8 protein-coding genes, 1 pseudogene and 1 riboswitch are annotated in these 12,448 nt (G+C 43.9%); of the genes and pseudogenes, 3 read left to right on the forward strand and 6 right to left on the reverse strand.

Annotated elements, in window-relative coordinates; genetic code table 11:
- Nucleotides 1-107: 107 nt before the first annotated feature.
- Nucleotides 108-392: a hypothetical protein gene (locus G8O23_RS16290; RefSeq protein WP_166366803.1), complete on the forward strand. Its 285-nt coding sequence runs from the start codon at nucleotides 108-110 to the stop codon at nucleotides 390-392.
- A 2-nt stretch (nucleotides 393-394) separates the two neighbouring features.
- Here G8O23_RS16290 and G8O23_RS16295 read toward each other — a convergent pair whose 3' ends face one another.
- Nucleotides 395-1,462: a YncE family protein gene (locus G8O23_RS16295; RefSeq protein ID WP_166366805.1), complete on the reverse strand. Its 1,068-nt coding sequence runs from the start codon at nucleotides 1,460-1,462 to the stop codon at nucleotides 395-397.
- 50 nt (nucleotides 1,463-1,512) lie between these two features.
- Nucleotides 1,513-3,489, reverse strand: a complete 1,977-nt coding sequence (locus tag G8O23_RS16300) for a TonB-dependent receptor domain-containing protein (protein WP_166366807.1) — start codon at nucleotides 3,487-3,489, stop codon at nucleotides 1,513-1,515.
- 161 nt (nucleotides 3,490-3,650) lie between these two features.
- Nucleotides 3,651-3,852: riboswitch (cobalamin riboswitch) on the reverse strand.
- A 281-nt stretch (nucleotides 3,853-4,133) separates the two neighbouring features.
- On the opposite strand from G8O23_RS16300, the gene nfo reads away from it, so the two are divergent.
- Nucleotides 4,134-4,979: a deoxyribonuclease IV gene (gene nfo, locus G8O23_RS16305; RefSeq protein WP_166366809.1), complete on the forward strand. Its 846-nt coding sequence runs from the start codon at nucleotides 4,134-4,136 to the stop codon at nucleotides 4,977-4,979.
- 4 nt (nucleotides 4,980-4,983) lie between these two features.
- Here the strand turns inward: nfo and G8O23_RS16310 are convergent, their stop codons facing one another.
- On the reverse strand, nucleotides 4,984-5,457 hold the full coding sequence (locus G8O23_RS16310; RefSeq protein WP_166366811.1) for a nucleotidyltransferase family protein: 474 nt from the start codon (nucleotides 5,455-5,457) through the stop codon (nucleotides 4,984-4,986).
- 215 nt (nucleotides 5,458-5,672) lie between these two features.
- Nucleotides 5,673-8,435: a PAS domain-containing protein gene (locus G8O23_RS16315; RefSeq protein WP_166366813.1), complete on the reverse strand. Its 2,763-nt coding sequence runs from the start codon at nucleotides 8,433-8,435 to the stop codon at nucleotides 5,673-5,675.
- Between the two features lie 189 nt (nucleotides 8,436-8,624).
- On the opposite strand from G8O23_RS16315, the gene G8O23_RS16320 reads away from it, so the two are divergent.
- The gene (locus G8O23_RS16320; RefSeq protein ID WP_166366815.1) at nucleotides 8,625-10,985 is read left to right on the forward strand and encodes a tetratricopeptide repeat protein; all 2,361 of its coding nucleotides are present in this window, start codon (nucleotides 8,625-8,627) and stop codon (nucleotides 10,983-10,985) included.
- Between the two features lie 3 nt (nucleotides 10,986-10,988).
- Here G8O23_RS16320 and G8O23_RS17750 read toward each other — a convergent pair.
- Nucleotides 10,989-11,836: pseudogene (locus G8O23_RS17750) on the reverse strand (DUF5694 domain-containing protein).
- Nucleotides 11,837-11,981: 145 nt separating this feature from the next.
- Complete coding sequence (locus G8O23_RS16335; protein WP_166366821.1) at nucleotides 11,982-12,227, reverse strand: hypothetical protein; 246 nt, start codon at nucleotides 12,225-12,227, stop codon at nucleotides 11,982-11,984.
- Between the last annotated feature and the right edge of the window lie 221 nt (nucleotides 12,228-12,448).

Raw genomic sequence — 12,448 nt, forward strand, 5'->3', positions numbered from 1 at the left:
CGCAGCTTCTCTTCCTTGGTAAAACTTCGTTTTTTCATCATCATAAAAGTACAGATTTTAATCTATATCCTCGTCCGATGATTTAAGGGGCTAATACAGTACTATGCATGTTGTCCACATTGCTTTACATAGGCATTGGGCAACTACTGCGATATCCGCATCTGCTAAACTATCCTGTAAAAATTACTGAACAAAATGCGCTAAGGCAATACACTTTGTCAACCCGCTTTCTTAGGTATTTAAAGATGATCATTGTGCTCATCTTTTTTGGTGTTGGACTGAATATAATAATCTCGCCTGAGCAGCTGCAGCCTTGGGTTGCCTTCGTTGTGCTAGGGCTAACCATTATACCCCTAATTATATTTATAGCAGCATCGCGAAGGGTTGGCTAACGCTAGTTAAAGCAGAAATTGCCCGGAATAATTCCCACCCCAACGGTATCAATAGGTAAGCCTTTTGGTGTAAATCGATAAACCTTGCCTTCGCTCATAAAGTCGGTTGCATCGGATATGTATATATCGCCAGTTTGTTTGTCAACACCAAGCGCACGGAAGGTTCTTCCGTTTCGTGCTATGTGGGGTTCGGCTGGTAACTCAGTATCGTAGATGCTCATTACGTAAAGATGGTTGCAGATAAAGTATAGCGAATCGCCTGCAGCATTGGTTGCCATTTGCCCAACAGCATCGGTGGTTGACGAGAAGTTAAATTGTTTCTCCACCGTGTTGGTAACGGTATTTATCATCACTAGCGATGGAACCTCTGTTCCCATGGGGCTACCAGCAAAGCCTCCATCGTTTATTACCCAAAGGTTGGTGTTCATATCCTTTACCATAGCCAGTGGCTGTAAACCTACGCGAATTGAGTCAACCACCTGCATCTGCTCTAAATCTACTACCAACACCTGATTATCGTAACTCCATGAATTGGTGTACACCCTATTGCCAACCCTTAAAAGATACTCCGACGAATGGCGATAGTAGGGCATCGATGAATCGCCCGTCTTAATTATTCCCTCTACTTGATACGTTGATGTATTGACTATGCTAATGGCACGAGCGTACAGGTCGCTTACCAAAGCCAATTCGTTATCAATAAAAAGCATATGGCGGGGCGATGGTAGGTTCTCTATGGTTGCCTCATGCAGCAGCGTGTTGGCATCAACCACGTGAATGCATCCCGAGTTATTTACCACAATGTAACCCTTACCGTTGTGCAAGGCCATGGTGTACGCCACATCTCCCAGCGGTACACCATTGGCCAGCGAAAAAATATCGTTCACCACCTCGCCCGATACAATATCGTAGTAGCTTAGGCTAGAGTTTCCGTACAGATAATTGCCCTCGTTGATAATAAAAACACCTCGGCTCCCGAAGAGATCAACAGGAGTTACTGGAAAAACATCATCATTCATACAACCCGAGAGTAGGGTTGCAAAAACAATAATCATCAAGGAAAAGAACATAGTTAAATGCACTTTTCGATTACCTATACGTTCGTATAACCCGTTTATCATCATAATTCAACTCTAAGGGTAAAGCTGTAATTGCGCCCCGGCATTGGTCGCCAAAGTATGGTTTGATAGCTCTCGTTGAAAATGTTATCGACCCTAAGCTGAACTCCCATTGGCTTTTTGTATAGAGTAAAATCCCAGCCTGCAGCCGCACTACTCATATAGTATGGATATAGCTTACGAACCGAATTAGGGTTATTACTAGTGGTGGTGTATCGCTCGGAGAAGTGCGTAAAAGAATATACTGCATGAAGGTTACGCCATAATGCGTTAATTGAAACCCCTCCCGAATGAATAGGTATAAAAGGAATCTGCTTGCCGTGCGCCTCAGGGCGCATTACCCCACCAGCATTCTCGATGGTTGACTTAGTATAACTGTAATTGCCTCTCATTTTTAGTGTTACCTTACCAATTTTCTGGTTTAATGATAAAGAAGCCTCGGCTCCCTTAGCCTCAACTTGAGTTAGATTTACAGGCTCCCAGTAACCCTTAAGATGCGGAAGCCACATAATCCAATTATTAATATTTGAAGAGAAAAGATTCGCATCGACATTTAGCTGTGATCCTGAGTATTGGAATTGATACTGTAACCCCACCTCCCACGACTGTGCATCTTCGGGCTTCAAGTTAGGATTACCTCCTGGCTGCCAGTGCAAATCATTAAGCGACGGATAACTAAAATTACGCGAATACCCCCCATTCGCAAAAAGAGATTTCTCGTGTAATAGCCTATACTTAAAAGAGATTGAGGCTGACAGTGGTGTATAAAAACCTGAAAATACCTCCTCGCCAACAAGAGCTGTGAGGGAAAGTCTGTCCGTTGGCGTTGCCATTAGGGTGGCTCTTATGGCGCCATGCGTTTGATCTCCAACATATCCATTACCTACAATCGCCTCGGAGGATTGGACCCAATGCCTGTTCACCTCGGCCTGGATATTAACGGTTATCCAATCCTTTGTAATCCAATCCATCGATGCCCTGTTGTACCAGCTCCATGACTTGCTGCTTGTGCTTAGCACTGGCAATGGGTTACCCTCAACCGACAGCTTACTAAAATCGTAGGTGAGATTCATGTGCGATAGCCCCGAAGCTACCCTCCAAGACACTTTCTCTCCTACCCACCGATACTCCACTATGGAATTAAGGTTGATATCCTGCTGCCTATTAATCTCTCTTGCCGAAAAGCTAGTCATAAGCTGCGGAATTCCCCTATCGGTTTGTTGTGCCCAAAATTTTGCCGATAGCATACTATTCTCATCTTGCCTAAAGTAAACCTCCTGAAGAACACCATACTTCAGATAATCGGCATTCTGTTGTATCTCTGTAGGCTTATTAATTTTTGCAATGTTCCTGTAACTAAAACTATTCTCCGATGCCTCGCGGAATAGTCGGGTTTGAGCCTTCACCTTACCCTTGCCATAGGTTGATATGGCTGCTGTGGAGTAGGTTTGGTAGCTGCCAACGGATTGGTAAATTTTTGCCCCATACTGCTTACCCCAATTGGGTGTACTCTGGAGGCTTACCGAGCCTCCCAGTCCTCCACTTCCAAAGCTCATCGATGACTGACCAAAGTGAATGGCAACATCATCAATAAAATAGAGAGGAATCAGGGAAAAATCGGCCTCGCCACTCATGGGCGAATTTATTCGAAGTCCATTCCAATACACCTTGGTATGCGAAGCACTTGTTCCTCGGAGAGATGCCGTTGCCGTCGCACCACGCCCATAGGTTTTTATGAAGATTGGGCTGTTTTCCTGCAGTAGCTCGGCTAGACTTAAGGCTTGTTTTTCAGTAATAACAAGAGTATCTATGGATATAGATTTGATTCCAGTCTGCAAACCGCTGGCCTGCCTTCGTTGGTAAACAGTTACGCTCTCGAGGCTTATGGTATCGGATAGCAAGTGCTGCGCAAACGCCCCTAGTGCATTCAGGAGCATTAGTGCTAATAGTAATATCCCATATGGCCAGTTATTCTGCATAGTATAACAAAGTTCAAAACAGGGGCAAGGGCGCAAGTTATGGCAGACCGTAAACCCTTGCCACCTGAGGCATTAATTATTTGCCTTGTTGCAGACACCGTTGGGGAGTTGGATGTGGACTTTGAGGTTCTCATCCGCGCTTTTATCCCGAAAGCGTATCTGAATTGAGGCAACTAATGGCAGGTCTTCTGACTTACTTCCCTTTGGGGCGCCTTCCCATCTCGCCGGTTGGCGGGACAGTGGCTGGGGTACCCTTTGGTTAATGAAGCTTACAGCAGCGGGAACTGTTGCCGACTTACACGGCATTCCCTTTTAATCCAGAGGCTAAAAAGCCTAGTTGGAACCATTACGCTGCAAAGATATGGAAAAATGGTTGTGAATGATGTTGTTGGGGCGGATATTTTGCGGGCGATATGGCACACATTAAATCACAAGTACGATAAAATAGTAACGGTAGAGTTATATAGCGAGACGCAACAACAGAAACCAAATCATTTTCCATAAATATTGTACCCCTCTGGGGTAAAACACCTGCCTCCGTAGGTGATGCATAGCGTTGGAATCACCCTGTAGGGTTGCCATAGCGATAGCATTTTTATTCTCATACGGTTTGTTATATCTTTATGCTTGCAAAAAAAATTACTATGAAATACATTGGAGCACACGTAAGCGCAGCGGGGGGCGTTGAGAATGCCCCCATTAATGCCCACCAGATAGGAGCCAGAGCCTTTGCACTTTTTACCAAAAATCAGCGGCAGTGGGTTGCCCCGCCCCTAACAACTGAGAGCATTAGGAAATTTAAAGAGCACTGCGAGAAGTATAATTATTTGCCCCAGCATATCTTGCCTCATGATAGCTACCTCATAAACCTTGGCCATCCTGAAAAAGATGCGTTGGAAAAATCCCGCGCTGCCTTTCTCGACGAGATGCGGCGCTGTGAGCAGCTGGGTCTCGATAGGCTAAACTTTCATCCGGGCAGCTCGCTGGGCAAGGTAAGCGATGAGGAATGCCTAAACACCATTGCCCAAAGCATAAACATAACGCTTGATAAAACAACGGGAGTAAAAGCGGTTATTGAAAACACATCGGGACAAGGAAACAACTTGGGCTATACCTTTGAGCATTTGGCATATATTATCGATAGGGTTGAGGATAAATCGCGAGTTGGGGTTTGCATAGATACTTGCCACGCATTTACGGCGGGATACGATATTAAATCGGAAGAGGGCTACACCGCAACTTGGAATGATTTTGATAGAATTATTGGCTTTGACAAGCTAATGGGGATGCACCTAAACGACAGCAAGAAGGAGTTGGGTAGCCGGGTAGATAGGCACCACAGCATAGGCCAAGGCCTATTGGGCATTGATGTGTTTAAAAGGATAATGAACGATGTGCGGTTCGACAATATCCCCATTGTGCTGGAAACCATAGAGCCCGACCTTTGGGCCGAGGAGATTAGGATGCTTTATGGAATGATTAATTTGTAAATATTTATACTTCTTCATTACTCCGTAATCTGGATAATTCCCTAACATCGTCTAGGTCGCGGGGGCGCCCTGCCGATAGTTTCGTGCCTATTAAGTCATCCAAGGAGATAACGTGAAGAGTTACATCTCCCTTGTCGATGGAGTGTTTTCGACTATACGCTTCACTAAAACTTAAGCGTGTAGAGTATAGCTGGATTAGATCAATTTTATTATCATCATCATCAAAAATTCCAATATTTCTATTATTTCTTATCTCATCTATCCCTTGTTGACATTGCTCTTGTGGATAACCAAATGAGACTAATGCTTGTCGTAGGTTTTCAAGATTTTCGTCAGATTTATCAATCCAAATATCCAAATCGGCAGTTGACCTTATATACCCATAAACATTTACGGCATGTCCTCCAACGATTAAATGTTTAACATTGTGTTTGTTAAAGCAATCAATTATTGAGTTAAAGAAGGATGCAAGCTTCATTCTTTTTTATTCTTTGGCAGGAAAAGATTGAACTGATGGCTTCCTGATTTTGTGGAATAAACCACCGAGGATTCATTTACACACTTTAAAGCAAATTCGGAGAGTTCAATACCCTTAATCCACCTTTGCCAATAAGATAAGCTGAGGTTAATTCGATGAGTATTTTCTTCGGATTCCTCAAAGGTATTATATATCTCTATTCTTTTGGCCATCTATTATCCTCTTACAGCAATGGCAATAATCTTCTCAACACTCCCCTCGCTATCCTTAACGGGCGAGTAGGTTTCGTTAAGCACAAGCCTTGAGCCCCCAACAGATCCCTTGAATACGCGCTGACGGACAATTCCTCTCCGAAGGTCGTCCCAAAAATCATGGTACGATGCATCGTCATCGGCTTTGGTGCGGAAGAAGTCGGCGTGGTGTTTACCCGCCACCTCTTCGGAAGGTTTACCCATAATGGTTTGCAACGGCTCGTTAATTCTGATGATAGTCCCATCGATTGTGTACTCAGTAACAAATGTGGTTGAATCGAGCGCTTTTACAATAGCCTGATACTCTCCCTCGTGAGCATTAATCATTCCTTTTAGCTTGTCAGCTTCCGAGGCCAATTCCTGAGCCTTAATTTCGGCTTGCTTCAAATCCGTAATAATCTTACTAATCCCCCAAGTTCCAACCACCTCTCCGGTTGTGTTAAATAGTGGCATTTTGGTTGTCGACACCCACTGTTCACGGCCATCATCAAACTTTTCTTGAACCACCTTGTCAACAATTGGTTTAATAGAACGCATAATCTCCTGTTCCTCCATAAAGAACTTTTCGGCGTTCTCCTTTGTGTGAAAGTCGAAATCGGATTTGCCAACCAAATCTTCGGGTGAATTGGCATTAAAAAGCTTAACCATCGACTTGCTAATGCGCATAAAGTGGCTGCTCTCGTCCTTAAAGTAGATGTAATCGGGAATGTTATTCATCAACGCGTTCAGCAACATAATCTCCTTCTGAAAATCTTCCTGCATCTTTTCTTGCTCGGCACGCTTTCGCTCCATCTCCTCCTGGGTTGCCTGTAACTCCTCCATATTCTGACGCATCTCCTCCTCCTGTGCCTGCATCTCCTCGGCCTGCTGCTGCGATTTTGCTAACAGCTCGGTGGTTCGAATATTAATCCTCACGCTTGCAATTGTTGCTGCAATACTTTCGGCCAACTTCTCAATAAACTCTACCTGATGCTTCTCGTACACCTTAAATGTAGCCATTTCGATTACGCCAAGCACCATATCATTATACTTTAGTGGGACGATGATTAGGCAACGGGGTCGTTCCTGCCCTAGCCCACTGCTTATAGTGATGTAATCTGCTGGCACATCGGTCATGTAAATGGTTTTGCCCTCGCGAAAACATCTACCCACAAGTCCCTCACCCAACTCAACGGACTTTTCCATAAACTTTCGTCTATCGAAGGCATAGCAAGCAGTCATCTCAAGGAAAGGATTTTCATTGTCGTTATCGTTGAGAATAAACACTCCACCCTGATTGGATTCGGTGTAGTCAACCAGGTTACGAATGGTGTTAAATGACAGTTCGTTTAAGTTATCGTTGTTCTGACGCAAGATATCTCCAAACTTTGCCATTCCTTGCGTTGCCCAGTTCTGTTTCTTTTCGTCGAGCTTACGCTCCTCCTCAGCTTGCTTGGCCTGCTTCAGGCTATTTTGCATATCTATAAGGGCCGTGCCCAACAGATCCTTGTTACTAAGGATTTTGAACTCAGCATCAAGATTACCCTTACCTATCTCACGGGCAAAACTCTCGGTAAGGTTAAGGCCTTCAATCAGCCTATTTACGGATTGAGCCATATCCTCAAGCTCGTCGCCAGTATTAATTCTAAGCTCCTTATTTCTATCGATATCACCCAGCGCCAAATCGTTGAGCACAGCAGTAGTTTGGATGATAGGCCTAGTAATAATTTTTGATACGTAGTATAAAACCAGAACAAGAATAAATAAGCCCAAGGCAGCAACCAGCAAGCCATACGTTGTTGACTTATGAGCCTCAACCATAATTTCATCCATAGGTATAATAATACCCACCGACCATGGGGTGTTAAAGTTTCCCACATCAACAGGCGCAATGGTAACTAAATGCTCTTTACCATCAAAATCCCAGCGAAAGCTATACGAGATACCCATCTGCACTTTCTCTGAAACCCTATGCTCCATGGCAATCTCGGGGTACACCTCCTGAAATATTTTACCCAGATTTAGCTCGTTGGTATGGGCAACAAGAGTGCTATTGTTTGATAGCAGGAAGGCTTGAGAATTATTGTAAGGCCTAATTCCTCTAATGGTCTCCTGAAACTTGTCGAGGGTAACATCAACCCCTGCCAGGCCAACAAAGTATCCATTATGCCGAATAGGAGCACTAACGCTGGTCATTAGTACCTCATTCACCCCATCATATTTGTAGAAATAGGGGTTCGAAAGCAGCTCAGAATTGTTCACCTTAGCCTTATGGTAATCGCTACCAACTATGTCACCAGTCATATTACGCTGATCAATCTGGATCTGGCTATACCCATTCTTCATAAAGGTTGATATGGATCGTCGCCCAAAGTTCTTGTTGTAGGTGGGGTCAATTGCCCAATACTCAAGGTTATACCAAATGGTGGCGTAGCGAGGGTTTTGCTCAATTTGATTTCTAATTACATCAAAATAGATGCTATCGCGGGTAGTGTCATCAAGCTTATGATAGCCATAAAAGGAGTGAGCCAACGAACGGGTAAAGCCAAGGTCAAACTCCAGCTCCGACTTTACTATATTGGCTGCATTCTCCGCTGAGCTTAAGGCAAAAGCCTGGGCATCGTTTAGGGCAATTCTATAGGTTCTATACTGAATAAAAGCACCTATAAAACCAAGTACCAAGATAGAAGTTGCAAGAACGTATGCCAAAAGTTTTGCTCTGATATTCATTTTAAACCGGATAGCCATACCGTAACTCTGTTAGAATTTGTTAAACTAAAACCACTAAAAACCAGTGCAATATCTGCCAAGCAGAATTATTCACGGTTAAAAGTACAAAATGTTTTATTAGTATCTACTTTTTAAAAAGCGTTTTCATCCATATTATTCGAGGGTTATGTAATATGAAACGGTAAAAAAGTTTAATTTAGCAACCAAATGGTATTCACAAAAACCGGCACACCCCTTATGGCTAGTTGCACTAAGACAATACTTCTCAACTTTTTGCTGATTTTTTTTGTATTAAATGCTAGCGGACAAGCGCCCTTGCAGCAACACCCCACCAGTACAGCTGATAGCCTTTTAAACAAATCGATTATATATACGCAGTCGGATCCCGACTCAGCATTAATCCTTGCTAACCAAGCCATTGATTTTGCTCAGGAGTCGAAAAATGCAGCCCAGCTTCAAGCCATTTACCACCAAATTGGATACATATACTACACTCAGAATAAGTTTGAACAGGCTAACAAACATTTTACCGTTTCGCTACAGATTGCTAACGAGCGAAACGATATGGCTGGCAAAGCGCTTGCCTTTAACCGTATTGGCAACGTAAATCAGCTCCAAACCAATTACCTAACGGCTCTCGACTACTATCTTCAGGCGCTAGAAATCAATAAAGAAATTAACAGCAAGGCAGAGGTTGCGCGAACCCTGGTGAACCTTGCCAATGTGTACGCAGTTATTGGGCAGTACCAACACTCCATTGAAAACTTCCTCAAAGCCATGGATATACACGAGGAGGTTGGCGAGCAAGAGGGCTTAGCATGGACATCACTTGGCATTGCACGGCTTTTTAAAAGGCTCGATCTGTTGGACAGGGCAATGCAATACGCCGAATCGGCCTTGGAGTACTACCGCAACATTGAGCAAACAACAGGTAACAGCGTGGGGGTAACCCTTAGCTTAAGCGAAATTGGAAGCATATACCATAAGCTGGGGAACTATTCCAAAGCGCTAGAGTACACCCAAATGGTGCTCGATATAAATTTAAAGACCGAGAATATTTTCGGCCAGGCAGCAAACCACATTAGCCTTGGTGTTATTTTTCTCGATCAGGGCGACGACCAAAGAGCACGCAAGCATTTGAACGAGGCCATTGCGCTTAAAACTAGTGTGGGCGACAGCCTCGATCTAGCTTCGCTTTACCGCCATCTTGGAAAAATTGAGATGCGCAACAACCATCCCACCTTGGCTCATAAGTACTTTACCCAAAGCCTTGAATTTGCAAAGAAGCACAGGATTATTCCCGATATAAGCGAGGCCTACTTTTGCCTGTCGAGCATCTATTCGCAGATAGGCGAAATGGGCAAGGCCTTAGCCGCATTCAAAAACCATACGAACTACAAGGATAGCCTCAACTCCAGCGACATTGCCAAGCTGGAGATGCAGTATGAGTTTGAAAAACGAGAAAAAGAGCAGGAACTACTTGCACGACAGCGTGAAGCCCTACAGGAGGCTAGGCTCGATAGGCAAAGGGTTGTGCTAATATTTTTTGTGGTAGCCTTTCTGCTTGCAGGGATACTCTCCGCCTTCATTTTCTATGCATACCGCGAAAAGAACAGGATAAACGAATTGCTGATTGAACAAAACATAGAGATTAGCAACCAGAAGGAGGAAATTGAAAGTCAGAAGGAGGAAATTGAACAACAGCGCGATTTTGTAACCCGCCAGCGCGACCAAATTGCCGAGCAACAGCGCCTTATTACCGACAGCATAACCTATGCAAGCCGTATTCAGAACGCGGTGCTTCCTAGTCAAAACACCATGCAGCAGCTGCCATGGGAATCGTTTGTTCTGTACAAGCCTAAAAATATTGTAAGCGGCGATTTTTTCTGGACTTCGCAGCTTGCAAGTGGAAAGATTTTAATTGCCGCTGCAGACTGCACAGGCCATGGGGTTCCCGGTGCATTCATGAGCATGCTGGGCATAACCCTGCTAAGGGAAATTGCCAGTCACGATGCCAATATAAAACCAGCCAGCATACTATCGCAAATGCGCGATATGGTACTTCTGTCGCTAAATCAGGAGAAAGGCAAGATCGATCAGGCCGATGGTATGGATATGGCCATTGCCATAATTGACCCAAATAGCCTTGAGATGGAGTTTGCGGGAGCCTACCTTTCTGCTATGGTGGTAAGAAGAGGTGCTATTGAAATGAATGATCCATCAGTAAACCACCGACTAGCTCAGAAAGAAGAGAGCACGCTGGTTGAAATTCTGGGCGATAAAATGCCCATTGGGCACCATGTACTTGGCAACAAGCCCTTCTGCAACAAAATATTTCAGCTGCAGAAGGGCGATATGCTCTACCTTTACTCCGATGGGTACGCCGATCAGTTTGGTGGTCCCAAAAACATCAAGTTTCTGATGCAGAATTTTCGCGAGCTACTACTAAGCATTCACAAAATGAATTGCCCGCAACAGGAATCTACACTACAAACAACCATTGAGGAGTACAAGGGCGACAGGAAGCAGGTTGACGATATGCTGGTATTGGGCGTTCGCATAAGTTAACCCTTACTGCAGCGATGCCTCTTTGGCCTTCTCTAGGTAAGGCAATGCCGAAACCAACTCGAACTCTGGCGATGCATCAAAGAAAGGGTATAGTAGATTGAGGTGCTCGCCACCAATAATAAGAAGTATTCTATCATCGGCTGAACGGGGTATCCGCTGAATGTTCCTAAAGATCCTGAGATTACGGCTATACCATCGGCTAGTTTCAAAATCTACTCCCCAAAAATCGCCTTCGGTTTCCTCGTAACAAAATAAGCCCGACAGGTAAACCCCCAGCCTCTCCTTTATGTGCTCAGGTTGGTTTGTGCGCACTAATTCGTCGATAACATTATTAACTTTTTTAGCTGCTTGAGAGCCTTTTGCCTTCATTAGGCTATCGTTGTATGCTTCTAACTTCGATAGTCGCACAGAATCGCCAAAAACAGCTCCCACGTGCTCGTAGTATTTTCCCATATCATCAACACAATGCACGCCAATAGTGCCTGCATTTTGGCTAGCCTAAAGCCTAGCTGAAAAATTTCATTTTTTCCAAGAGAGAATCTGCCTAAAACATACTCGCTATAAAGCGAATCCATTTTAGCCTGTCTCCCAGGATTTGATTCAACAGCAATAATGGTTGGCTTAAACTCGGCTATAGCCTTTGCAATGTGGAGTATTTGCGATTGGTAGGGCTCATTAAGCACAGAAATTTGATCCTCCTTGGCTACCTTAACCGCATCGAGGTTTGGGTAGTTGAAATGAAATACACCCAAAGGCATTACTTTGGTTTTGTGGGTTTGCTCTATGGGCTGAGCAAAAGCAAAGGCGCTTACAAAAAGTAGAGCAAAAGAGACTGGCATCATTTTTTTCATATCGAACTTAAGGTTGATTAGTTTGCAATATGAACGAAATGACGAGAAGTAAAATCAACTGCTGCACGAGCAATCGGTATTGTTTATAGGAGAAAAGGAAATGGTAACCCCTAGAGAAAGCCACGCTGCTACACCTGAACCTATACTACTTTTTTACAAGTCGTGCAGTAATCACCACGCTCTCGGTATGCACATAACCATTGCCATTGGCAAAACTTCCTGATGTTATGGGATTTATAGATATTACCTCATAGCCATCGTCAGCAAATTTGTTGGATTGAATCTCAATCTCCTTGGCCAAATCATCGGCATCAACTACGCTGGACTCTTCATTGGTTTCTACGTGTGTCCAGTAGGTTGAACGGGTATGAATTGCAATGGTTTTGTACATAGCATTGGGAATTTATGGTAAACCAACATCAAATAGTATCACACTCTACTACGAGAGAACACCCCAATTAGTTTCTATGCCCAACAAAGAGTCAGAAATTGGCACTATACCTTGTGAAAAATCGGCTAAATATTATTTTGAGGTGCTAAGAGAAATAGTTCCTTAGCCTAAAGTAAAAGAACTCCCGATCCCTAGTGCCCTGATTGATCATGATAAAGCGC

Origin of the sequence: Perlabentimonas gracilis (assembly GCF_011174675.1) — a bacterium.
Classification (GTDB): domain Bacteria; phylum Bacteroidota; class Bacteroidia; order Bacteroidales; family Tenuifilaceae; genus Perlabentimonas; species Perlabentimonas gracilis.